The sequence below is a fragment of the Prochlorococcus marinus CUG1417 genome (assembly GCF_017695975.1).
In the GTDB taxonomy this organism is placed as follows: domain Bacteria; phylum Cyanobacteriota; class Cyanobacteriia; order PCC-6307; family Cyanobiaceae; genus Prochlorococcus_A; species Prochlorococcus_A marinus_AG.
Genome location: NZ_JAAORN010000002.1, coordinates 390,959 through 414,198, shown reverse-complemented (window position 1 = coordinate 414,198; position 23,240 = coordinate 390,959). Strand labels below are relative to the sequence as shown.

22 protein-coding genes are annotated in these 23,240 nt (G+C 33.1%); 13 read left to right on the top strand and 9 right to left on the bottom strand.

Annotated features, from left to right (window positions below; genetic code table 11):
* The first annotated feature begins 7 nt into the window (after positions 1-7).
* Positions 8-607, top strand: coding sequence for a photosystem I reaction center protein subunit XI (locus tag HA140_RS08330; protein ID WP_209040649.1), 600 nt, complete (start codon positions 8-10; stop codon positions 605-607).
* Between the two features lie 64 nt (positions 608-671).
* Here HA140_RS08330 and HA140_RS08325 read toward each other — a convergent pair whose 3' ends face one another.
* Positions 672-1,430 carry a C40 family peptidase gene (locus HA140_RS08325; protein WP_209040648.1) on the bottom strand — a complete coding sequence of 253 codons (759 nt, stop codon included), beginning with the start codon at positions 1,428-1,430 and terminating at the stop codon, positions 672-674.
* Positions 1,431-1,433: 3 nt separating this feature from the next.
* Between HA140_RS08325 and HA140_RS08320 the strand changes: the two genes are divergently transcribed.
* Positions 1,434-2,342 carry a serine hydrolase gene (locus HA140_RS08320; protein WP_209040647.1) on the top strand — a complete coding sequence of 303 codons (909 nt, stop codon included), beginning with the start codon at positions 1,434-1,436 and terminating at the stop codon, positions 2,340-2,342.
* Here the strand turns inward: HA140_RS08320 and HA140_RS08315 are convergent.
* A complete protein-coding gene (locus HA140_RS08315; RefSeq protein WP_209040646.1) occupies positions 2,339-2,551 on the bottom strand; it encodes a hypothetical protein in 213 nt (70 codons plus the stop codon). The genes HA140_RS08320 and HA140_RS08315 overlap by 4 nt on opposite strands.
* Before the next feature lies 1 nt (position 2,552).
* Positions 2,553-3,176: a recombinase family protein gene (locus tag HA140_RS08310; RefSeq protein WP_245156246.1), complete on the bottom strand. Its 624-nt coding sequence runs from the start codon at positions 3,174-3,176 to the stop codon at positions 2,553-2,555.
* 343 nt (positions 3,177-3,519) lie between these two features.
* On the opposite strand from HA140_RS08310, the gene lipA reads away from it, so the two are divergent.
* Positions 3,520-4,413 carry a lipoyl synthase gene (gene lipA, locus HA140_RS08305; protein WP_209040645.1) on the top strand — a complete coding sequence of 298 codons (894 nt, stop codon included), beginning with the start codon at positions 3,520-3,522 and terminating at the stop codon, positions 4,411-4,413.
* Between the two features lie 6 nt (positions 4,414-4,419).
* Here lipA and HA140_RS08300 read toward each other — a convergent pair whose 3' ends face one another.
* Positions 4,420-4,713 (bottom strand): YciI family protein, encoded by a 294-nt coding sequence (locus HA140_RS08300; protein ID WP_209040644.1) that lies wholly within the window; start codon positions 4,711-4,713, stop codon positions 4,420-4,422.
* Entirely contained in the window at positions 4,714-9,285 is a 4,572-nt protein-coding gene (gene gltB / locus HA140_RS08295; RefSeq protein ID WP_209040643.1) for a glutamate synthase large subunit, read from the bottom strand. It lies immediately after the preceding gene.
* A 206-nt stretch (positions 9,286-9,491) separates the two neighbouring features.
* On the opposite strand from gltB, the gene rpsL reads away from it, so the two are divergent.
* The 7 genes from rpsL to HA140_RS08260 all read left to right on the top strand — a co-directional run bounded on the left by rpsL (position 9,492) and on the right by HA140_RS08260 (position 15,851).
* Positions 9,492-9,866 (top strand): 30S ribosomal protein S12, encoded by a 375-nt coding sequence (gene rpsL, locus HA140_RS08290; RefSeq protein WP_209040642.1) that lies wholly within the window; start codon positions 9,492-9,494, stop codon positions 9,864-9,866.
* Between the two features lie 26 nt (positions 9,867-9,892).
* Entirely contained in the window at positions 9,893-10,363 is a 471-nt protein-coding gene (gene rpsG, locus HA140_RS08285) for a 30S ribosomal protein S7 (protein WP_002806267.1), read from the top strand.
* Positions 10,364-10,460: 97 nt separating this feature from the next.
* Positions 10,461-12,536, top strand: coding sequence for an elongation factor G (fusA, locus tag HA140_RS08280; RefSeq protein ID WP_209040641.1), 2,076 nt, complete (start codon positions 10,461-10,463; stop codon positions 12,534-12,536).
* A 44-nt stretch (positions 12,537-12,580) separates the two neighbouring features.
* Positions 12,581-13,780 carry an elongation factor Tu gene (gene tuf, locus HA140_RS08275; protein WP_025923574.1) on the top strand — a complete coding sequence of 400 codons (1,200 nt, stop codon included), beginning with the start codon at positions 12,581-12,583 and terminating at the stop codon, positions 13,778-13,780.
* A 101-nt stretch (positions 13,781-13,881) separates the two neighbouring features.
* Positions 13,882-14,202 (top strand): 30S ribosomal protein S10, encoded by a 321-nt coding sequence (gene rpsJ / locus HA140_RS08270; RefSeq protein ID WP_209040640.1) that lies wholly within the window; start codon positions 13,882-13,884, stop codon positions 14,200-14,202.
* Positions 14,203-14,258: 56 nt separating this feature from the next.
* Positions 14,259-14,915, top strand: a complete 657-nt coding sequence (locus HA140_RS08265) for an LON peptidase substrate-binding domain-containing protein (protein WP_209040639.1) — start codon at positions 14,259-14,261, stop codon at positions 14,913-14,915.
* The gene (locus tag HA140_RS08260; protein WP_209040638.1) at positions 14,916-15,851 is read left to right on the top strand and encodes a methyltransferase domain-containing protein; all 936 of its coding nucleotides are present in this window, start codon (positions 14,916-14,918) and stop codon (positions 15,849-15,851) included.
* Position 15,852: 1 nt separating this feature from the next.
* On the opposite strand, the gene pheA is transcribed toward HA140_RS08260, so the two are convergent.
* Positions 15,853-16,698, bottom strand: a complete 846-nt coding sequence (gene pheA, locus HA140_RS08255) for a prephenate dehydratase (protein WP_209040637.1) — start codon at positions 16,696-16,698, stop codon at positions 15,853-15,855.
* 52 nt (positions 16,699-16,750) lie between these two features.
* On the opposite strand from pheA, the gene HA140_RS08250 reads away from it, so the two are divergent.
* Positions 16,751-17,269 (top strand): DUF1997 domain-containing protein, encoded by a 519-nt coding sequence (locus HA140_RS08250; protein ID WP_209040636.1) that lies wholly within the window; start codon positions 16,751-16,753, stop codon positions 17,267-17,269.
* On the opposite strand, the gene HA140_RS08245 is transcribed toward HA140_RS08250, so the two are convergent.
* Together HA140_RS08245 and HA140_RS08240 are read right to left on the bottom strand one after the other, a co-directional pair.
* Positions 17,255-17,872 (bottom strand): ribonuclease HII, encoded by a 618-nt coding sequence (locus HA140_RS08245; protein ID WP_209040635.1) that lies wholly within the window; start codon positions 17,870-17,872, stop codon positions 17,255-17,257. The two genes, HA140_RS08250 and HA140_RS08245, sit on opposite strands and share 15 nt — an antisense overlap.
* Positions 17,829-19,649 carry an Rne/Rng family ribonuclease gene (locus tag HA140_RS08240; RefSeq protein ID WP_209040634.1) on the bottom strand — a complete coding sequence of 607 codons (1,821 nt, stop codon included), beginning with the start codon at positions 19,647-19,649 and terminating at the stop codon, positions 17,829-17,831. Before HA140_RS08240 ends, HA140_RS08245 begins: the two co-directional genes overlap by 44 nt.
* Positions 19,650-19,948: 299 nt before the next feature.
* Between HA140_RS08240 and HA140_RS08235 the strand changes: the two genes are divergently transcribed.
* Positions 19,949-21,175, top strand: a complete 1,227-nt coding sequence (locus HA140_RS08235; RefSeq protein WP_209040633.1) for an LL-diaminopimelate aminotransferase — start codon at positions 19,949-19,951, stop codon at positions 21,173-21,175.
* Positions 21,176-21,206: 31 nt separating this feature from the next.
* A complete protein-coding gene (clpS, locus tag HA140_RS08230; protein ID WP_209040632.1) occupies positions 21,207-21,524 on the top strand; it encodes an ATP-dependent Clp protease adapter ClpS in 318 nt (105 codons plus the stop codon).
* 12 nt (positions 21,525-21,536) lie between these two features.
* Here clpS and HA140_RS08225 read toward each other — a convergent pair whose 3' ends face one another.
* Positions 21,537-23,150, bottom strand: coding sequence for a photosystem II high light acclimation radical SAM protein (locus HA140_RS08225; protein WP_209040631.1), 1,614 nt, complete (start codon positions 23,148-23,150; stop codon positions 21,537-21,539).
* Between the last annotated feature and the right edge of the window lie 90 nt (positions 23,151-23,240).

Below are 23,240 nucleotides of genomic sequence, written 5' to 3'. Positions count from 1 at the left end.
TAAAAAAATGAGCGACTTTCAAAAATCATTCTCAGAATCAACAAGTTCTATTAAGTTTGATGAGAAATACATAGATACTTCTGTACAACCAAATGATATTGGTGTAGCAGAACAATGGGCAGTAAAAACAGTTGCTGATCCTTGTGTTGGTAATTTAGCTACTCCAGTTAATAGTGGTTATTTTACAAAAGCCTTCATAAATAATTTACCTTTTTACAGAGAAGGTATTTCCCCTAATTTTAGAGGTTTAGAAACTGGAGCAGCTTTTGGGTATCTTCTATACGGACCTTTCACAATGACTGGCCCATTAAGAAATTCTGAATTTGCTCTAACAGCTGGACTTCTCGCTACTATTGGAGCGGTTCATATTTTGACAGCACTTTTTGTTCTATACAACGCACCTGGTAAAGCACCTAATGTTCAACCTGCAGATGCGACTGTTATTAATCCGCCAAAGGACCTATTTACAAGAGCTGGATGGGCTGACTTTACAAGTGGATTTTGGTTAGGGGGATGTGGAGGAGCTGTTTTTGCTTGGTTACTTGTTGGGACATTACACTTAGATACCATAATGCCAATCATTAAAAATATTTGGACTGCTGGTTAATTCCTCAATAAAAGAATAAGTAACATTTAAATTTCTTTTAAAATTAAAAGGTGAGATTTATTAATTAACGTATAGTTCTGTCCCATCTATAATTTCTAACTACTCTTCCTGCCGAGATTAGTTTGGATTTATAGTACAATGAGATTCTGTCATTAGATTTTTTGAGGGTATCTAATCCTATTCCATTTCTGCCAAAATCCTTTCCAGAGCAATGGTAATACAATCCGTCTCCCTTGTAGATTCCAATATGATCACATTTTTCTTTATTTCCAAAAAATAAAAGATCCCCAGGTAGGAGAGCCGCATAAGACTCTTTGTAATAAAAAAGGTGTTTACAAAAACTTTTTATTTGAAAAGAGTCTCGAGGTATCTGAACTTGATGCTTTAAAAAAGCGGTCTGAATTAATCCTGAACAATCAAAATTGGGTCCTAATGTGCCTCCCCAAAGATATTCATTATTTAAATCAGATTGATCCTTGATCCATTTTAAAATTGAGTTAACTTTATCTTTGATAAAGAAGTGTTCTTTTATTGAATTCTCAGTTTTTCCTAATTCGTATTTATCAATAATTAATCCATCTAAATTTATCCAACAGACGTAACCATCTTCATATAGTTGAACTAGAATTCTTGAGATTTTATAATTGTTTTGATAAATATTTGGATAAATAAGCCTAAAAATTCTATTTTTAAATATTTCAGTAACTAATTTATCTTCTGTTTCATTTTGATATCCAGAAATATTAACTTTTAATTTCCACCAAATAGTTTTTGAAAAATTAGTTTGTTTAAATAGTGAGATAGGATTTTTATAACTTTCCATACAATGTCCTTTTATTATTTAAGTAAAGAAATGAGTCTAGCCTTAAATGATATTTTAGGGAGAGCATGCTCTTATAACAAAGATTTTTTAAGAGAAGATATTTCGATAACTTGGATTAATTATAAAAGTGAAAATAAACGTGTATTTAAAGGTTTTGGAACTGGTATTAATAATAAAAAAATGGTTTATCCCGCTAGCATAGTCAAGTTGGTTTATGGCCTCGCTGCATTTTATTGGATCAAAAAAGGAAGTTTATTATTATCAGATGAAATTATTGATGCTGTAAGGAAAATGTTGTCTTTCTCCAGTAATAATGCAACAAGCTTTTTAATTGATTTACTTACTGGAACAACAAGTGGACCTTGTATTGAAGGCGAACTATGGGAAAATTGGAAATACCAAAGAAGTATAATAAATGATTGGATAAATGATTTAAATTGGGAAGAATTAGTTGGTATAAATTGCTGTCAGAAGACTTGGGATGATGGACCATTTGGTCGTGAAAAAGAATTTTATGGAGATCATAATACAAATAGAAACGCTATGAATTCTGATTCAGCCGCACGGGTTTTGGAGGAAATTATGATTCATATAGATTATCAAGAAAATGATTTAAATTTGCGAAGTTTTTTAAAAAGAAATTTAAATAAATTTGTTCTTAAAAACGATTCACTTAATCAAATAGATGGTTTTTTGGGCGCAGGATTACCAGAAAGCATTAATCTTTGGAGTAAAGCAGGCTTAATGTCCGAAGTTAGACATGATTCTGCTTGGTGGGTTAATAGTCAATCTCTACAAACTTTATTAGTCGTTTTTTGTAATGGTGAAGAATATTCCAACGATACTTCCTTCTTACCATTAATAGCAAAGGAAGTATATGAATTTAATAAGACATATATTATTGAAGACTAAAATGTATCGTCTATGAAATTAGAGTCTAATTTGTTGGTATAGGCTTCATAAGGTAGCATCATTACTTCTACACAATTTAAATCATTCATAATCCATTCTCTATATTCTGCTAACAAACTTTTTCTATCTTCAATATCTAATTCATAAATACGCAATGCAGTATCTTTGAAATTTTCTTTAATTAAATTTTCAATTTCTGGCCTCCTCATTTTACGTTAATTCTCCTTCTAAAATCACTCTTCTTATTGTTGAAAGTGCAATTCCTGTTTGTGATCTGATTGATCTATATGAATATCCCTCATTACGCAATCTGATTACTAAAGATTCTTTTAAAGGACTGATTTTAGGCCTTCCTCCCATATTATTTCCAGATAATTTTCTGCGTAAAAGTTGTTCTCTTTTTATTTCACCTAAACTTTTGTCTTCTAGATTATCTAATTCATATAAAATTTTAAAAATTGAAGAATTTTCTTTGGGGGATTCATTAGCCGCAAAAAAACCAGTCAAAGTTCGCAATTTAATATCCTTATTAATAAGTTTATTTATTGTCATCAAACATTCTCTTTTATTTTTAAATGCTCGATCAAGCTGAGTTATTATTAATTGATCACCTTTATTTAAGAAATTTATAGCTTTATTGAGTTGGGGTTTGACTTCTGCATCTAAACTTATAAATTCAGAGAAAACTAAACTGCAACCTTCTTCCTTTAAATTTTTTATTTGCTCTTCTAAATTTTCAAATTCATTATTAGTAGCTCTAGCATAACCTATTGCTCTAGAGCTTTTATTCTTTTCAGATAGTAAAATACGTTTTCTTTTAAATTTAAAAGTCAATGTTTTATTACATATATTTTTTACTGTATCAATAAATAAATAAAAAAACAGTTTTAAGTACAAAAAAATTTAATTAAAAGTTGTATTAAATTAGTCAAGCGTGTTACTGAAAAGTATTGATTACTGTATTAAAAATAACGTTCTATTATCTGTTCTAGTTTAGGTTGATGAAACAGAAAAATTGGCTTTAAAACAACTTGGATAAGGATCTTTCAAATTGTCTATTGATTAATTAAATTTACTTATTTTTTGACTTCTATTGATTAGTCTTCATTTTTGAAATTCTTTATAGTTAATTCAAAATGTTTTTAGTAAAATAAAAATAAAGACTAGAAAAAATCATTTGACTAATAATTCCAATAGTTTAATTTCAAAACCTGATTGGTTAAGAGTAAAAGCTCCGCAATTTGAGAGAATTGGAAATACTGCAAATTTGTTAAATGATTTAAATCTTAATACTGTATGTCAAGAAGCAAGTTGTCCAAATATTGGTGAATGTTTTGCAAGTGGAACTGCCACTTTCCTCATAATGGGTCCTGGCTGTACAAGGGCATGCCCATATTGCGATATTGATTTTGACAGATCTAAAAGAGAATTAGATCCAACAGAACCACTTCGTTTAGCCGAAGCGGTTTATAGAATGCAACTTAAACATGTTGTTATCACATCAGTTAATAGAGACGATCTTGAGGATGGTGGTGCATCTCAATTTTTTGAATGTGTATATCAAGTACGAAAAAAATCTCCTGAAACTACTATTGAGCTCTTAATACCTGATCTTTGTGGTAACTGGAAAGCGCTTGAAAAAGTTCTTGATTCAAATCCAAACGTTTTAAATCATAATATTGAGACTGTGTCTTCTCTATATAAAAAAGTAAGACCTCAGGGTAAATATGAGAGAACTCTTGAGTTGCTTAAAAGGACCAGAGAATATTCTCCTAAAGTTTATACAAAGTCAGGCTTTATGCTTGGTTTAGGGGAAAAAGATGAGGAGATCTTAAGTCTTCTTAAGGATTTAAAAAGTAATTTCGTTGATATTGTTACTATTGGCCAATACTTATCTCCTGGCCCTAATCATTTACCTGTTCAAAGATTTGTAAGTCCCTCAAAATTTAATTATTATAAACTTTTCGGAGAAAAAGAATTGAACTTTATGCAAGTAGTTAGTTCTCCTTTGACTCGTAGCAGTTACCATGCTGAAGAAATTCAAAAACTTATGAAAAAGTATCCTAGATAGTCATTTTCATTTATTTGAATCTACCCACTCATTTAATTTCCATTCAACAAGATCATTTTTAATCATTGGATCATTCTTAATTATTTTTAGTGCATTTTTATAATTATTCATCTCAAGCATGAGTAATCCCCCGTCACCTGGCCTCTTGAACTCATCTACTAAAAAACCACTTTTTATATTAATTCCCTCTTTTTTTAATTTTTTTATCCAATCAATATGTTCGTTAATTATTTTTTGTTTTAAATCATGATTAATTAAGTATTCTTTTTTTATAATTTCAGTTTTTACAAAGACAGGCATTTAAATTTTCTTTAGGCCAAGCATTTCTTCTTCGCTTGGGGGGACTATTAATTTAAAAATACTCTTGTAATATGACCAATTCTCAATTATTTTGGTGGCCTTTAAGCTATTTGTTTTTGCTCGATATTCTCTAATAATTTCCAATAAAATATTTTCCTGTTTTGATGTAGTTATTTTATGAATGCTAACTATTTCTTTATTAACTTTATTACTCAAATCATTATTCTCATCGATTATAAAAGCTATTCCACCGGTCATGCCCGCACCAATATTCCTTCCTGTGGAACCTAGAATAACTACTTTTCCACCAGTCATGTATTCACAACAATGATCACCTGCTCCTTCTGTTACCGCTGTAGCTCCACTATTTCTTACTGCAAATCTTTCGCCCGATTTTCCTAATGCAAATAATTTCCCACCTGTTGCTCCATAAAGACAGGTGTTTCCTAAAATAACCTGTTCAGAAGAAGTTGTATCTATTTTTGGTGGAATTATTGTAAGTATTCCTCCATTCATTCCTTTACAAACATAATCATTAGCTTCTCCAATTAATTGAACATTCATACCTTTCAATAAAAAGGCACCAAAGCTTTGTCCTGCATATCCTTTGAAATTTAAGTTCAGTTCGCCATTGAAGCCAATGTTGCCGTGAAGTTCTGCGATTTCGCCTGATATTTTCGCACAAACACTTCTATCTGTATTTTTTATCTCAATTTCTTTGGTTAATATTTCGTGATTTTTAATTGAATCTATAAATTCAGCATCAGACAAAAATTCGTCTTCTAATACGTATCCATTACTATGGGCAGTCTTTGAATGTTTTAACCATGATCTATCAGTGGTTGAATTTTTATTCACTAAAGAGGAAAGATCAATATTAGAAGTTTTTGGAAGATCGATATTTCTAGCAGAAAGAAATTCTTGATTACCAATCAGTTCTTCCATATTAGAAACACCGATTCTACTCATTATCTGTCTTACTTCTTCAGCAATATATAAGAAAAAATTGACAACATTTTCTGGAATACCTTTGAATCTTTTTCTTAATTCTTCTTTTTGAGTGGCAACTCCAACAGGACACTTGTTTGTATGACAAACCCGAGCCATTATGCATCCTTCAGCAATCATAGCTACAGAACCAAAACCGTATTCTTCAGCCCCTAGTAAGGCTGCAATAACTACATCCCAGCCAGTTTTAAGACCTCCATCAGTTCTCAAAATTACTCTTTCACGTAAGTTATTCTCTAAGAGAGATTTATGAACCTCGGAAACACCTAGTTCCCATGGTAAACCTGCATGTTTAATAGAACTCAAGGGTGAAGCACCTGTACCTCCGTCATGACCTGAAATTTGAATTACATCTGCATTAGCTTTGCTTACTCCAGCAGCAATAGTGCCTATACCAATTTCAGAAACAAGTTTAACGCTTACTTTCGCTTTTGGATGAACTTGGTGTAAGTCATGGATAAGTTGAGCTAAATCTTCAATTGAATAAATATCATGATGCGGGGGAGGAGATATTAAAGCTACTCCAGGTTTACTATTTCTTAATTTTGCGATGTAAGAATCAACTTTCGGACCAGGCAATTGCCCCCCTTCTCCGGGTTTTGCACCTTGAGCCATTTTAATTTCGAGTTGTTTACCACTTCTTAAATATTCAGGTGTAACTCCAAATCTTCCTGATGCAATTTGTTTAATAGCTGAGCATGCGGTGTCTCCATTTTCTAGACCTTTAATGAAAGGCAACGTCGCTGATTGAGTATTTTCATCGATATCATTTAAAACGTTAAAACGAGCTGGATCTTCTCCACCTTCTCCACTATTACTTTTCCCACCAATTCTATTCATTGCAACTGCTAAAACTTCATGTGCTTCTCTAGATAAAGCGCCTAAACTCATTCCACCAGTGCAAAACCTTTTGCAAATTGATTCAACACTTTCAACTTCCTCTAATGGAATACTTTTTCTTTCTGAATTAATTGTTAGTAAATCTCTTAGAGATGTTGGCGGTCTATTACTAATTAATTTTTTGTAAGTTTCAAAATGATCATATCCTGGACCTTGTTTTACTGCTGAATGTAAAACTTTGGACATCTCTGGGTTATTGGAATGATATTCCCCATTATTTCTAAATTGTACAAATCCTAAAAATTCTAATTTCTTTAAATCGATCTCTGGATAGGCTTTCGTATGTATTGAAAGTGTTTCATTAGTTAATTCTTTTAATGTTATGCCAGCGATACGGCTTGTTGTACCATCAAAAGCAATTTTTATTAAGTCAGATCCAAGCCCCACAGCTTCAAAAATTTGTGCACCATGGTAACTAGATAAAAGTGAGATTCCTATTTTTGAAAGAATTTTTCTTAGACCGTCTTCTAGTGCTTTTTTAATATTTTCTTGAACATCAATTATTGATAATGGATTTATTTTTTTGCTATCAATGAGTTTTTGTGTTTTTGGATGTTTTAACCAGTGTCTACCTGCTTCGAAGGTCAACCAAGGGCAAACCGCGCTTGCACCATAACCAATCAAGCAAGCCAAGTGATGAGTACTCCAACATTGACCCGTTTCAATAATTAGAGAAGCTTTTAGCCTGATTTCTTTTTTTAGGAGGTAATGATGAATTGCTCCAACAGCAAGTAAGGGAGGAATAAAAGTCTTTGTAGGATTAATACCCTTATCAGAAATAATAATTAAAGAGCAACCTTCTTTTATAGAGAGCTCACTCTGTTTACAAATTGCTTTTAATTGGTTCTCTAAGCCTTGAACACCTTCCTCAATATCAAACAAACTTGAAATTGTTTGAGATTTAATTTTTGATTTTTTAATGGAAATGAGTTCTTCCTCATTGAGAATTGGACTTTGTAAATGAACAAAAGGTTTAGGATCTTTAATCTCAAATGGTGTACATCTTTCTCCAAGATGCATCTCTAGACTCATTACCAATTTTTCTCTTAAAGGATCAATAGGAGGATTTGTAACTTGTGCAAATCTTTGTTTGAAATAGTCATATAAAATATGTGGCTTTGAAGAAAGCATTGCTAATGGGATATCGTCGCCCATGCAATAGGTAGGCTCTTTAGCTAATGAAGCCATTGAATCCAAGATAAGATCATTATCCTCAGCTGAAAAACCGTACGCAGTTTGTTGTTGTAGCAGCTCAAGGTCTTTTAGTTTACAGTCTTTAAACCATTCACTATTATCAATTTTGATAGTTCTATTACTAAGGAGATTTTTGTAATCATGCCTTTGCGCGGCTTCAGATTTTACCTCCCAATTTCTGAGGATTCTATTTTGATGAAAATCAACTGCCAACATTTGTCCAGGTCCTAATCTACCTTTTTCAATTACTCTTTCCTCTTCAAGATCTACTACTCCTGTTTCGGAACCCATTATTACAAAACCATCATTTGTTATTGAATATCTTGCCGGTCTTAGACCATTTCTATCAAGTGTTGCACCTACAAAATTTCCATCTGCAAATACGATTAGAGCAGGACCATCCCAGGCTTCTTGTAGGCTCGCAGAATACTCATAAAATGATTTTATGTCTTCTCTTTGTTCAAGTTCTGGTTGATCTCTAAATGCTTCAGGAACAAGCTTTAACAATGAGTCAGTAATGGGCTGACCTGAACGAATATTGATTTCAAGAGTTGCATCAAGATTTGATGAATCACTTTTATTAATATCTACGATTGGCTTAATTTCGTTAGATAACTCCTCCCAAAAATCATCTATATGTGTTTCTGAAGCTTTAGCCCAGTTGATATTACCTAAAAGAGTATTAATTTCTCCATTATGTCCTAAGAATCTCATAGGCTGAGCTAGTGGCCATTTTGGAAGTGTATTAGTACTAAACCTCCTATGGTAAACAGAAAATGAAACTTTAAAACTCTCTTCTCTTAGGTCTTGATAAAATTCAGATAATATTTCAGAACGAACCATTCCTTTGTAAACAACTGTTTTAGAACTTAGTGAGGCAAAATAAAATTCACAATCCCCAACATGAGTTTTAAAACTTTCTCTTATTTTTTTCTCAATTCTTTTCCTTAATTGAAATAAAAGCTTTTCAATATCGTTTTTATTTTTCTTATCTATTAATAAAATCCACTGACTTATGAATGGAGCATTCGCTTTAGCCAAAGGGCCTAGGATTTCATTGTTAACGGGTACTGTTCTCCAAGATGTTTTGTTAATTCTTAATTTTTTTGCTTCCTCCTCGCATATTGATTTACATTCTTCAATTTTCTCTTTTTTATTAGGCATGAAGATCATGCCTAAACCTTTATCAAAGTCTTTTTTATTTTCAAGATTCACATCTTTTTCTAAGTAATTCCAAGGGATTGAACACAAAATACCTGCTCCATCTCCTGAATCACTATCTCCTCCACAACCTCCTCTGTGTTCCATGCAGTTAAGACCTTTCAGGGATTGTTTAAGTATCCAGTTGCTTTCTATACCTTTGACATTTGCTATAAAACCAACTCCACACGCATCTTTCTCACCAATTATTCCATTGGGGGAATAACTATCTTGATATGGCCCAACGATTCTTTTAATACTCTCTCCCATAGATTATTTAATACAATTTAGTTATTTATGTATTTCTATTATAAAAATAAATATAAAAATAAATCTAAAGATAATGAATATTTACCAAAGAATTTTAATTTGACAAATTTTTTTAAATTTTTCAAAAAAATATGATTAAAAACTTTTAGTTGGTGCTCGTAAAAGGTTATGATACTAAGATGTTTATTTTTATTTAAATATAATAGATGCCCACCATCTCACAATTAATAAGTTCAGAAAGAAAAAGTCTGACTAGGAAAACAAAATCTCCTGCGTTAAAAGCTTGCCCTGAGAGAAGAGGGGTATGTACAAGAGTTTATACATCAACACCCAAAAAACCTAATTCAGCTTTAAGAAAAGTTGCGAGGGTAAGATTAACTTCAGGTTTCGAAGTGACAGCTTACATACCTGGGATTGGACATAATTTGCAAGAACACTCCGTAGTTCTTCTTAGGGGAGGAAGAGTCAAGGATTTGCCGGGAGTTAGATATCATATAATAAGAGGAACGTTAGATACTGCTGGAGTCAAAGATAGACGTCAATCCAGATCTAAGTATGGAGCAAAAGCTCCAAAAGATTAATTTGTAACCATCACTTTTTTTAAAACATGTCACGTCGTAATGCTGCAGTAAAAAGACCAGTTCTTCCTGATCCTCAATTTAATAGCCGTCTTGCTTCAATGATGATTTCTAGATTGATGAAACATGGAAAAAAATCTACAGCCCAAAGAATATTGTCTGATGCTTTTTCTTTAATAAGCGAGAGAACAGGTGGGAATGCAGTCGAATTATTTGAAACAGCTGTAAAAAATGCTACTCCTCTTGTTGAGGTGAGAGCTAGAAGAGTTGGTGGTGCAACATATCAAGTACCGATGGAAGTTCGCCAAGAGAGGGGTACAGCTATGGCATTAAGATGGCTTGTTACATTTTCACGTGCAAGGAATGGCAAAAGTATGTCTCAAAAACTTGCTGGTGAGTTGATGGATGCCGCAAATGAAACTGGTAGTGCAGTTAAAAAAAGAGAAGATACTCATAAAATGGCTGAAGCTAATAAAGCTTTTGCACATTACAGATATTAATTTCATCAAAAAGGTACTTAAGTAGTTTATTATTATAAAAGTTTACTTTTAGGGTGAACTATACTTATCAAAAATTATTTTATTTGGAGCTTTAAAATTGGCACGCGACTTCCCCCTAGAACGAGTAAGGAACATAGGTATAGCCGCTCATATTGATGCAGGGAAAACTACAACTACCGAAAGAATTTTGTTTTATTCTGGTGTAGTTCATAAGATAGGTGAAGTTCATGATGGTGCTGCTGTAACAGATTGGATGGCTCAAGAAAGAGAGAGAGGGATAACTATTACTGCTGCTGCAATATCAACTAGTTGGCAAGATCACAGAATTAATATTATTGATACTCCTGGACACGTTGACTTCACTATTGAAGTGGAAAGGTCAATGCGTGTTTTAGATGGAGTGATAGCTGTATTTTGTGCAGTTGGTGGGGTTCAGCCTCAATCTGAAACAGTTTGGCGTCAAGCAGATAGATACTCTGTTCCAAGGATGGTTTTTGTTAACAAAATGGACAGAACTGGTGCAGATTTTTTAAAAGTTAATAAACAGATTAAAGATCGACTTAAGGCCAATGCACTCCCTATTCAGCTACCTATTGGAGCTGAAGGCGATCTCACAGGCATTATCGATTTAGTTGCAAACAAAGCATACCTCTATAAGAATGACTTAGGCACTGATATTGAAGAAGCGCCAATTCCATCTGAAATGGAGGATGAAGCTTCCGAGTGGAGATATAAGTTAATGGAGAGTGTTGCAGAAAATGATGAAGATTTAATAGAAATATTCCTCGAAACAGGAGAATTATCTGAAGAACAACTTAAAAAAGGCATTAGGGAAGGGGTTTTAAAACATGGATTAGTTCCAGTATTGTGCGGTTCAGCCTTCAAGAATAAGGGTGTTCAACTTGTTTTAGATGCCGTTGTCGATTATTTGCCAGCTCCAGTTGACGTAAAACCAATACAAGGTGTTTTACCAAGTGGTAAAGAAGATGTAAGGCCATCAGATGATAACGCGCCTTTTAGTGCACTTGCTTTCAAAGTGATGTCAGACCCTTATGGGAAATTAACTTTTGTAAGGATGTATTCTGGTGTTCTTTCAAAGGGCAGTTATGTTATGAATTCTACTAAAGATGCTAAAGAGAGAATTTCTAGATTAGTAATTCTAAAGGCTGACGAAAGAGAAGAGGTTGATGAATTAAGGGCTGGTGATTTAGGTGCTGTACTAGGGCTTAAGAATACAACAACTGGCGACACTTTATGTAATACAGAAGATCCTATAGTTTTGGAGACATTGTTTATCCCTGAACCAGTTATCTCAGTCGCTGTTGAGCCAAAAACTAAAGGGGATATGGAAAAATTATCTAAAGCATTAACTGCTTTGTCAGAAGAGGATCCAACCTTTAGGGTAAGTACTGATCCGGAGACTAATCAAACTGTTATTGCTGGAATGGGTGAGCTTCACTTAGAAATCCTTGTTGACAGAATGTTAAGGGAATTTAAAGTTGAAGCTAATATTGGGGCGCCTCAAGTTTCTTATAGAGAGACTATTAGGTCTAGTTCTAAAGGTGAAGGTAAATATGCAAGACAAACTGGAGGAAAAGGTCAATATGGACACGTAATTATTGAAATGGAACCTGCTGAAGTTGGGAAAGGTTTTGAATTTGTTAATAAAATTGTTGGTGGAGCTGTACCGAAAGAGTATATTGGCCCAGCATCTAATGGAATGAAAGAGACCTGTGAATCAGGTGTTCTTGCCGGTTATCCACTCATTGATGTAAAAGTAACACTAGTCGATGGTTCATTCCACGATGTAGACTCATCTGAAATGGCCTTCAAAATTGCAGGTTCCATGGCTTTCAAAGATGGGGTTAAAAAATGCAATCCTGTCCTTTTAGAGCCTATGATGAAAGTTGAGGTCGAAAGTCCTGACGACTTTCTTGGATCTGTAATTGGTGATCTCTCTTCTAGAAGAGGTCAAGTGGAAGGACAATCTGTTGATGATGGATTGTCTAAGGTACAGGCCAAAGTGCCCTTAGCCGAAATGTTCGGTTATGCCACTCAACTCCGATCAATGACTCAAGGTCGGGGTATATTTTCAATGGAGTTCGCAAATTATGAGGAAGTTCCTCGTAATGTTGCTGAAGCTATCATTTCCAAGAATCAGGGCAACTCCTGATCTCTAAACTAAAACACTTTAAACCCTCGATTCTTTAATTCAAAATGGCTCGCGAGAAGTTCGAAAGGAACAAACCACATGTCAACATAGGTACTATTGGCCATGTTGATCATGGAAAAACAACACTTACTGCTGCTATTACAAACGTATTAGCTAAAAAAGGTCAAGCCCAGGCTCAAGACTATGGAGATATTGATGGTGCTCCTGAAGAAAGAGAGCGTGGCATCACTATCAATACAGCTCATGTCGAATATGAAACTGAAGGTAGACATTATGCTCATGTTGATTGCCCAGGACATGCTGATTATGTGAAAAACATGATTACGGGGGCCGCGCAAATGGATGGAGCAATTCTAGTTTGCGCTGCTACAGATGGTCCTATGGCTCAGACAAAAGAGCATATCCTTCTTGCTAAACAGGTTGGAGTTCCTGCTCTTGTAGTGGCTCTCAATAAGTGCGATATGGTCGATGACGAAGAAATTATTGAACTTGTTGAAATGGAAATAAGGGAACTTTTAGACAGTTATGATTTCCCTGGTGATGATATTCCCATAGTTCAAGTTTCCGGTTTAAAAGCTCTTGAAGGTGATTCTACTTGGGAATCAAAAATTGAAGAATTAATGAAAGCTGTTGATGCTAGCATTCCTGAACCAGAAAGAGAAGTTGATAAACCATTCTTGATGGCAGTTGAAGATGTTTTCTCAATTACCGGTAGAGGAACTGTGGCTACTGGAAGAATTGAGAGAGGTAAAGTTAAAGTTGGAGAAGAAGTCGAAATAGTTGGAATCAGAGATACAAGAGTAACGACTGTTACTGGAGTTGAAATGTTTCGTAAACTTCTTGATGAAGGTATGGCTGGCGATAATGTTGGTTTACTTTTACGAGGCGTCCAGAAAGAAGATATTGAGAGAGGAATGGTACTTGTCAAGAAAGGATCCATTACTCCTCATACTCAGTTTGAAGGAGAAGTTTATGTTCTTAAAAAAGAAGAAGGTGGTAGACACACCCCTTTCTTTGCAGGATATAGACCACAGTTCTACATCAGAACAACAGATGTTACAGGTCAAATAACAGCATTTACATCTGATGATGGCTCTAATGTTGAAATGGTTATGCCAGGTGACAGAATCAAAATGACTGGTGAATTGATTTGTCCAGTAGCTATCGAACAAGGTATGCGTTTCGCAATCCGTGAAGGTGGACGTACTATTGGTGCTGGAGTTGTTTCTAAAATTCTCAAATAATCTTTTTGAATTTTAAATTTTAACCTCAATCATTTAGTATAGATTAGTGGCTTAGGGTCATTGTTAATCAATGACCCTCATCTAGAAGTTAATTTCAAATTATGACTGCATCAATTGCACAACAAAAAATAAGAATAAGACTTAAAGCATTTGATAGAAGAATGCTCGATTTATCTTGCGATAAAATAATTCAAACTGCTGATACTACATCCGCTTCAGCAATAGGTCCAATACCTTTACCAACAAAAAGGAAGATTTATTGTGTTCTAAGATCACCACATGTTGATAAAGATTCCAGAGAGCATTTTGAAACAAGAACTCATAGAAGATTAATTGATATTTATAGCCCTTCAGCAAAAACAATTGATGCTTTAATGAAGTTGGATCTTCCAAGTGGTGTAGATATAGAAGTTAAACTTTAACTAATCCCGAAAACGACATAAATTGATTAGTATAATTAGAAATAAGTGAGGTTTAAATGGGAGAGCTCTCAGTAAGGGAATTACCTTTATTTCCTTTGCCGGAGGTAGTTCTTTTCCCTAAAGAAGTATTGCCTTTACATATTTTTGAGTCAAGATACAGAATTATGCTTCAATCAGTTCTTGAAACTGATTCTATGTTTGGAGTCATAAAATGGGATTCTAGTACTAAAAATATAGCTAATGTTGGTTGCTGTGCCCAAATCATAAAACATCATACTGCAGAGGATGGGAGAAGTAATATTATTACTCTCGGACAACAAAGGTTTCAAGTTCTAGAAATCATTCGTTCAACTCCTTTTTATTCAGCAATGGTAAGTTGGATTAGTGACGATAATGTTGATAACCTTCAAAAATTAGATTCTCTAAAAGATTCAGTAAAAGAAGCACTTAGCGATGTTATTAATCTCACAGGCAAATTGACAAATACCCAGAAAAATCTTCCCGATAAATTACCTAATAATCCTATGGAATTATCTTTTTGGATAGGTGCTCACTTGGGAGGTCCAGTTGCGGAGGAACAGCAAAGACTTTTAGAAGAAAGAAATACCTATACTCGACTACAAAGAGAATATCAAATGCTTGATAATACAAGAAAACAACTTGCAGCAAGGACAGCTTTGAAAGAAAGTTTTCCTGATATAAAAGAAAATTAAATGTTTGAATTTTTATTACCCTTTTTTTTAATTTCTTTATTCTTTTTAGCTTTTTCTTTTATCTGGAGAACTACTGCTAGAAAATATATTTCTTCTGGTACTGTGGCATCAGCATACGATGCATGGACCCAGGATAAATTACTTGAGAGATTGTGGGGAGAGCATATACATCTGGGCTTTTATCCTTCAGAAAATAAAAATATTGATTTTCGACAGGCTAAAGTTAAGTTTGTTCATGAGTTAGTTAAGTGGAGTGGTTTAGATAAATTGCCAAAAGGTTCCAGAATATTAGATGTAGGTTGTGGAATAGGAGGAAGTTCTAGGATCCTTTCAAAATATTATGGTTTTAATGTTACTGGAATTACAATTAGTCCTGCTCAAGTAAAAAGAGCTAGAGAACTTACTCCTTCTGGACTAAATTGTAATTTCCAAGTTATGGATGCATTAGATTTGAAATTTGAGGATGGTTCCTTTGATGGTGTTTGGAGTGTTGAAGCTGGTGCACACATGAATGATAAAACTAAGTTTGCAGATGAGATGATGAGAACTTTGAGACCAGGGGGTTATTTAGCATTGGCTGATTGGAACTCTAGAGATCTCAGGGAATGCCCTCCATCATTTCTTGAGAATTTGGTTCTTAAACAATTACTTGAACAATGGGTTCATCCCAATTTTATTAGTATTAAAGATTTTGGTAATATTCTTAGAACTAATAAAAATAGTTCAGGACGAGTTTTTTCTGAAAACTGGAATACTTATACAAATCCTTCTTGGTACGACTCCATTATTGAGGGTATTAGAAGACCTTTTGCAATTTTGTCTCTTGGTCCTCTGGCACTAGTTAAGTCCATTAGAGAGATCCCAACTATACTGCTCATGAATTGGGCTTTTAGAAAAGGTTTAATGGAGTTTGGGGTATATAAATGTAGGGGATAAATCAATCTAATTCGAAATTTTCAGAAAAATAATTTCCAAAATCTACAAATTTCTTGCATAGTGGTTTAATATTTTCTTTCAATTCAAGAAAATTTGCAATATTCTTTTCATTATCTAATTCTAGATCAATATAAATTATATATTCGCCTAACTCTCTTTTTGAAGGTCTTGACTCTATTTTGCTCATATTGAATCCAAAATTTGCAATATAATTTAAAGCTTGAAGTAAAGCGCCTGGTCTATTGGATATTAATGAGAAAGCAAAACTAGCAATGTTAGCTGAATAAGAATTAGATTCTTTACTTAATAAGATAAATCTAGTGCAATTGCCTGGCACATCATTAATAGGAAAGGCTAATTCTTTAAGGCCTTCGATTTGAATTAATGATTTTGAACCAATTGCCGCTCTAAATTTACTGCCCTTGACCATGTTGACAGCTTCTGACGTTGAATTTGTTGGTAGAGGGATTGCATTTGGAAGATTTTCAGATAACCATTCTGAACATTGAGCTAATGCTTGAGGATGCGATAATACTTCTGAAATATTTGAAAGTTCTCCATCACTAATTAATGCATGTTTTATGGGTAAAACAATTGCTTTATTGATAAATATTTCAGGAAATTTCCAAAGTGCATCTAGAGTGGCTGTAACTGGCCCTTCTACAGAATTTTCAATAGGAACTACAGCAGCATCACAATTGTTGTACGCTATTGATTTAATGACCGAATGTAACCCATTACATGGTACAAATATAGGTGTCTGAAAATTGGCAAGCTTGGATAGTATATGAGCTGCTTTTTCTGCGTATGTCCCTTTAGGACCTAAATATGCAACTTGTTTGCGCATGATTAATCGTAAAAAAAAAAGAGATCAAATAAGCATTGGGGGAATATAGACAATGCTGTTATCTTTTGATGCTAAACAGAAACTAAAGCTTTCTGTAACACGAAATAAAGAATATCTTTCTAAATATCTTTTGGAAGAAGAAAGAGTTGTTGGTGCAATGCTGGACTCCAAAAAATTAGTACCTGAAGGAGAAGGTAGGTATAAGTATACAGTAACAAGTTTTAAGGTTTTTCAATTAGATATTAACCCTGTTGTTTCAATTGCGGTAGAAAATAAAGATGGAATTTTAAGAATGAGTGCCCTTGAAAGTACATTAGATGGTTTAGGGATGATAGATGACTTTAATCTTATTTTGAAAGCGAATTTAGAAGCAACTTCCATTGGATTAGAGGGAGAGGCGCTTTTAGGGGTATCTGTAAGTCAACCCCCTTTATTAAAACTTGTGCCAAAGAAAATTTTGGAATCTACAGGTCATTCGGTATTAAACGGAATTTTGTTGGGTATAAAGGCAAGAGTTCAACAGCAATTAGTTAAAGATTTTTTAGACTGGTGTAGCTTAAATAAGCTTTGATTTTTTTAAAAAACTTTTTCTGTGCAGATTAGTTATTCCATATTTTTTGATAATTGAAAGGTGCTCTTTGGTTCCATAGCCTTTATTTTTAAATATTAAGTATCCTGAGTATTTTTTTTCTAACCTTTCCATTAGATTATCACGAGATACTTTTGCAACTATGCTTGCTGAAGCTATTGATGTAAACTTCGAGTCTCCTGATACTATATTTTTCTGATTTCTATCCCATAGCCTTAATAATAAGGGGCCATCAATTATTATTTCAGATGGCTTCTGCTTTAATTTTTTTAAAGCTCTTATCATTGAAAGTTCTGTCGCAACTCTAATACCAAACTTATCTATTTCTCTAGTTGAGGATTGCCCAATTCCATAATCTGAAGAAAGTAATAAAATTTTCTGAAGAAGAAATTTTCTTTTTTTTGGAGTTAATTTTTTGCTATCTATTACTCCAAATTGTTTCAAAATAAGTTTATTTTTTTCAGTTAATACAACAACTGCTGAGAAAACTGGACCAAAAACTGCTCCCCGTCCAACTTCATCTATTCCAACTTCGAATACTTTATTCAATATTTGCTGAAGATCTTCTTCTTTTTTTTCTTGCATTTTTTATCTCATCTGTAATTTCAATTTCATCCTTTTTATCTATAAATGCAACTTCCTTAACCTCATTAGTTTTGTTTGTTGATAGATCTTTGGAATTTGCATTTGCTTCAATTTTAATATCAATATGTTCTTCTTTAGATTTTGAGATTTTTTTAATTTGTTTTGCTTTTGTTTTTTTATTATTTAAAGTTTTTTCTTTTGCTTCATTATTGTCTTTTAAACGCACAAAATTATTACTAGCAAGATATTCTTTACCTAACTTTATGAGTGGATTAATACCTAATTGACTGAAAACAATTTTTTCTTGATTAGTAAGATTAACTGTTACTATATTTTTTTCTTTTGAATTTAGTGGGTTCAAATAATCATTACCTGGTTCTTTTTTATAAGAATTGTTCTCCTTACTTCCTTCTTTGTGGTTAGGTAAATCCTTGCTAATTATTTTTTCCTGCTCATCAATTGTGTGAGGAGGATTTATATCTAAAGGTTTCAAACTGTTTGTTTTATTAGATTTATCCTCTATTTTTTTTAATCTTTGGTTAAAAATTTCATTATTCAATTTATTTTCTACATATCCAGTACCATCGCAAGTAAGACATTTTTTACCGAATAATTCATATATATTTTGCCCTTGTCTTTTTCTGGTTAACTCAACCAAACCTAATTCAGTAAGCTGAGCTATTTGAGGCCTTGCAGAATCATCTTTTATTGCTGAAGTGAAATGTTCTAGTAACTGGAATTGATCTCTTCTAGAGTCCATATCAATAAAATCCACTACGATAACGCCACCAATATTTCTTAATTTCATTTGTCTTGAGATTTCAACGGCTGCTTCACAATTCGTCCACAAAACTGTTTGTCTTGAGTTTGCAGATCTGGTAAATGATCCAGAGTTCACATCAATTACTGTAAGCGCTTCAGTGGGTTCAATGATGATATATCCTCCTGAAGGAAGATCCACTCTAGGTTGAAGAGCTTTTTGAATTGTTTTCTTGATTTCATATTTCTCTAAAATATGTTGGTTTAAATCGTTATCGTGAAATTCAATATCTAAAGTAGATTCATAATTTATTAAGAAATTCTTTGCTCTTTCAACTGAAAAATTATTATCGATGATTATGCTTTTAGTTGATGATTTAATATGATCTCTCAAGATCTTAATAGAGAAATCATCATCTCTTTTTATTAAATTTGGTGGATTAGAAGTCTCAGAAACTTTTAATATATTTTCCCATTGTTGAATTAAGTTTTCTAAATCATCGATAAGTAGTTCTTCTTTTATGGTTTCAGCCTCTGTTCTAAATAGTAAACCTGTGCTGGGCGGTTTTATTAAGACCCCAAGAGCTTTTAAGCGACTTCTTTCTGTTTCTGTATTTATTTTTCTGGAAATATTTACTCCTTGACCATATGGCTGTAATATCAAGTATTTTCCAGGTATAGAAATACCTCCTGTTAGTCTAGGTCCTTTAGATCCTGTTGGTTCCTTCATTACTTGTACTAGAACTTTTTGTTTTGGTTCTAGTAATTCGGTTATTCCAAATGCCCCATTTTTTTGTTTTAATGGACCAAGATCTGAAACATGAATAAATCCATTTTTTTCACTTTCACCAATATTTATGAAAGCGGCATCAATTCCAGGGAGAACATTTTCAACTGTTCCTAAAAAGATATCGCCAATTTGATATTGACCTTGTGCGACGATTAATTCATCAACTCGATCATCTGTGAGCAGTGCTGCAATTCGAGCCTGCTCAGCGATGATAATTTGCTGAGACATATATTTTATTATGAATGGTTTGAATTTTGAAAGTCATCTAAAGTAAAGAGTTAATTTTTTTATCTCTTAAGAAAGCAATTGTTTATAGCTAGTATTATGATTTTCTTAAAATTAATAAAGTTAATAGCAATTTAATTCTGCTATGTATAAATCTTTAGACGATTTTAAACTAATTGAAATTGAATTTATAGTTATGATTAACTCTTAATTTAAACATAACTACCATAATATTAACATCTAACCACCACTTAAGCACGTTGATCCATTATCCTAATATTGGTTAAATTCATTAATGCAAAGTGGTCAAAGTAAACGAAAATTATTTAAAACTCAAAGCTGGGTATTTATTTCCTGAAATTGCTAAAAGGGTAAAAATATATTCTCAATCAAATAATAGTTCAGAAATAATTAAGCTAGGAATAGGCGATGTGACAGAACCATTACCAAAAGCATGCAGAGATGCTATGGGTAAAGCATTAAATGAAATGGGAACTGCCGAAGGCTTTAAAGGCTATGGACCAGAACAAGGTTATTCTTGGCTAAGAGAAAAAATATCTGATCATGATTTTATTTCGAGAGGCTGTAAAATTTCACCTGAAGAAATCTTTGTTTCAGATGGTTCTAAATGCGACAGTAGCAACATTTTAGATATTCTTGGCAAAGATAATTCAATTGCTGTAACAGATCCTGTTTACCCTGTTTATGTAGATAGCAATGTCATGACAGGAAGAACTGGAGATGCCCTCATAAATGGCACTTATAAAGGATTGACTTATCTTGCAATAAATGAGGAAAATAACTTTCTGCCAGAACTTCCTCAAAAGAAAGTGGATATTTTATACCTTTGTTTTCCGAATAATCCTACTGGAGCAACAATTACTAAGGAAGAATTGAAAAAATGGGTTGATTATGCTCTTCAAAACAATTCTTTAATACTTTTTGACGCAGCTTATGAATCGTTTATTCAAGATAAAAATATTCCTCATTCAATATATGAGATTGAGGGAGCAGAAGATTGTGCTATTGAATTTAGATCTTTTTCTAAGAATGCAGGATTCACTGGAGTTAGATGTGCTTTTACAGTAATACCTAAAAATCTTAAAGGGTTCAGCTCAACAAATGAGGAAATAGCCTTATGGCCTCTATGGAATAGGCGACAATCTACAAAATTCAATGGAGTTAGCTATATCGTGCAAAGAGGAGCAGAAGCAGTATATTCTCTCGAAGGAAAGAAAGAAGTGAGAGGTTTAATTGATTTTTACATGGAAAATGCAAAAATTATGAAAAATAAACTTCAGACTGCGGGATATAAAGTTTATGGAGGGGACAATGCACCTTATATTTGGATCAAAGTTCCTGATAAAATGACATCTTGGGACTTTTTTGATTTTCTTCTTCAAAAAGTTAGTGTTGTGGGCACCCCTGGGAGCGGATTTGGATTATCAGGAGAGGGTTATTTTCGTTTATCAGCATTTAACTCAAGATCAAATGTCCTTGAAGCAATGGAAAGAATAATTAATATATAATTATAACTATGATTTAAATTCAAGTAATTTAATGCTTTCTATAAAGTCGGAACAAAGTGTGAGTAATAATTCAGCAGTTATTGAAAAGCAACCTGCTGAATTAAAAAATAAATCTCCAAAATATAAGGTTTTACTTCATAATGATCCAGTTAATTCAATGGAGTATGTAACTATTTCACTAAGAGAAGTTGTTCCTCAATTAAGCGAGCAAGATGCTATTGCCATAATGTTAGAGGCACATAATACCGGTGTGGGTTTGGTTATTGTTTGTGATTTAGAGCCAGCGGAATTCTATTCAGAATCATTAAAATCTAAAGGAATATCTAGTTCAATTGAGAAAGAGGATTAACAATAGTTCAATTTATTTCGAATGAGCGAGTTTCCTTTCTGATAGAGGACGAACTTTTAAAGATTCTTTTAAAGAAGATTTTCCATATTCTCTTTCAAGAATGTTTATGACTGTTTTGCCAAATTCATCTTCTTTATTATCAAAAGCTTCTAAGCATACTTGACCAAGCTTTTTCCCTAAGGTTCCTGGATTCCATAAAAGTTTTCTTGCTGTCCAGGGCATCATGCTCATTGGATTATAATTCGGATTCAAAATTTTATGATCTAAGGCATACTTCTCAAGGAGAGTATGAGGTTGTAAACCAATAAAGAAAATAGCTGGGTCAACTAACCCTTTGCCAAAAATATTTTCTAATTCTCTATGGTATGCAATAGTTTGTCTAATGGTGCTTGGCGTTTCATCAAAAACATTAAATGAGTAATTGACTGAAACATGATTTTTGAAACCTGATTTGACCAGCATTCTGCAATTGTTTAATACAGTTTTAAGGTCATAAGCTAGTCTCATTTTTCTTACGAGTTCCTGAGATCCTGAAGTAATACCTATTTCAAAATAACTCATACCTGTATCCACCATTAGCTGTGCTAGCTCGGCATCAATATTATCAGCTCTAATGTATGCAGCCCAATTAATGTCCTCCCAGCCTTGATCCTTAATAGCTTGCAAAAGATTTTTTGCATCTTCAATATGTTTTTTTGCTGGAATAAACTGCGCATCTGTGAACCAAAATCCCCTTACTCCCAAATCATATAATTGCTTCATTTCTTTTATTACTTCGTTAACTGGATTTACACGAACCTGTTTACCCTCTACAACCGTATAAACACAGAAACAACAATTATGAGGACAACCTCTTTTTGTTTGTACTCCTATATAGTAATCTCCACCTTCTATATACCAATTGAATTCAGGCCATATTGATTTAATATATTTATAGTTGCAGGCAGTTTTAACAGTGCCCGAAGGTTGTTCATGTATTAATTTGTTCCGAGGTTTTTGACCAGCAATATAACATCTTTCGTCTTCTATCGAATCACCCTTAATAATTTTCTCAATAAGATTTTCTCCTTCTCCAACAGAAATTATGGTTCCTTTTGGAAGATGATTTCCTAATTGTTCATAGAAAACACTAACAGCACCACCTCCTAAAATTACTTTTACATCTTTGTTGTATTTTTGTGCTCTTTTAAGTCCCATCTTGACTAATCCGGTATTTCTATATATTTCTCCGTAATGGGATGCAATTAATTTTAATCCTCCCCAAGAACCTCTAATTTTTTTGAGTATATTTTTTGAGTAGAAAACCTCAAAAGAATTTTGCAGAGGATTTCCACTTCTCCCATCTACAGGTGCATAAATTTGTATATCTCTCCATGAAAAAATAATAAGATGAGGTCTAAATTGATCAATTTTTCTACATAAATATTTAGAAACTTTTTTAGAAGGAATTATTGCTAGATCAATAAATTGCTGATCTATGATTGGAAAACATTTATGAATATGATCTGCTAAGTAAATTGGCCCTATTGGAAATATTGGATTACATGGAAGTCTTACAGTAAGAATTTTCCCATAGTGGTTTCTGTAGTGATTTTTTTTATTTAATTTTTTGAACTTAGAATTCATTTTATGAAATTCTTATGAATTATATATTCATTAAGAATCTAACTACTTTATTACTAATTCGGCGAAATTGAAAATTTTTAGAAAATACCT

Bases quoted from the DNA above. Each gene is read 5' to 3' on its own strand.
- HA140_RS08240 (WP_209040634.1), bottom strand. From the start codon at position 19,649: ATGTCTCAGCAAATTATCATCGCTGAGCAGGCTCGAATTGCAGCACTG.
- HA140_RS08315 (WP_209040646.1), bottom strand. From the start codon at position 2,551: ATGAGGAGGCCAGAAATTGAAAATTTAATTAAAGAAAATTTCAAAGAT.
- HA140_RS08265 (WP_209040639.1), top strand. From the start codon at position 14,259: ATGGGAGAGCTCTCAGTAAGGGAATTACCTTTATTTCCTTTGCCGGAG.
- HA140_RS08225 (WP_209040631.1), bottom strand. From the start codon at position 23,150: ATGAATTCTAAGTTCAAAAAATTAAATAAAAAAAATCACTACAGAAAC.
- clpS (WP_209040632.1), top strand. From the start codon at position 21,207: ATGCTTTCTATAAAGTCGGAACAAAGTGTGAGTAATAATTCAGCAGTT.
- HA140_RS08325 (WP_209040648.1), bottom strand. From the start codon at position 1,430: ATGGAAAGTTATAAAAATCCTATCTCACTATTTAAACAAACTAATTTT.
- HA140_RS08245 (WP_209040635.1), bottom strand. From the start codon at position 17,872: ATGCAAGAAAAAAAAGAAGAAGATCTTCAGCAAATATTGAATAAAGTA.
- HA140_RS08260 (WP_209040638.1), top strand. From the start codon at position 14,916: ATGTTTGAATTTTTATTACCCTTTTTTTTAATTTCTTTATTCTTTTTA.
- HA140_RS08320 (WP_209040647.1), top strand. From the start codon at position 1,434: ATGTCCTTTTATTATTTAAGTAAAGAAATGAGTCTAGCCTTAAATGAT.
- rpsL (WP_209040642.1), top strand. From the start codon at position 9,492: ATGCCCACCATCTCACAATTAATAAGTTCAGAAAGAAAAAGTCTGACT.
- gltB (WP_209040643.1), bottom strand. From the start codon at position 9,285: ATGGGAGAGAGTATTAAAAGAATCGTTGGGCCATATCAAGATAGTTAT.
- rpsG (WP_002806267.1), top strand. From the start codon at position 9,893: ATGTCACGTCGTAATGCTGCAGTAAAAAGACCAGTTCTTCCTGATCCT.
- pheA (WP_209040637.1), bottom strand. From the start codon at position 16,698: ATGCGCAAACAAGTTGCATATTTAGGTCCTAAAGGGACATACGCAGAA.
- HA140_RS08300 (WP_209040644.1), bottom strand. From the start codon at position 4,713: ATGCCTGTCTTTGTAAAAACTGAAATTATAAAAAAAGAATACTTAATT.
- rpsJ (WP_209040640.1), top strand. From the start codon at position 13,882: ATGACTGCATCAATTGCACAACAAAAAATAAGAATAAGACTTAAAGCA.
- tuf (WP_025923574.1), top strand. From the start codon at position 12,581: ATGGCTCGCGAGAAGTTCGAAAGGAACAAACCACATGTCAACATAGGT.
- HA140_RS08250 (WP_209040636.1), top strand. From the start codon at position 16,751: ATGCTGTTATCTTTTGATGCTAAACAGAAACTAAAGCTTTCTGTAACA.
- HA140_RS08330 (WP_209040649.1), top strand. From the start codon at position 8: ATGAGCGACTTTCAAAAATCATTCTCAGAATCAACAAGTTCTATTAAG.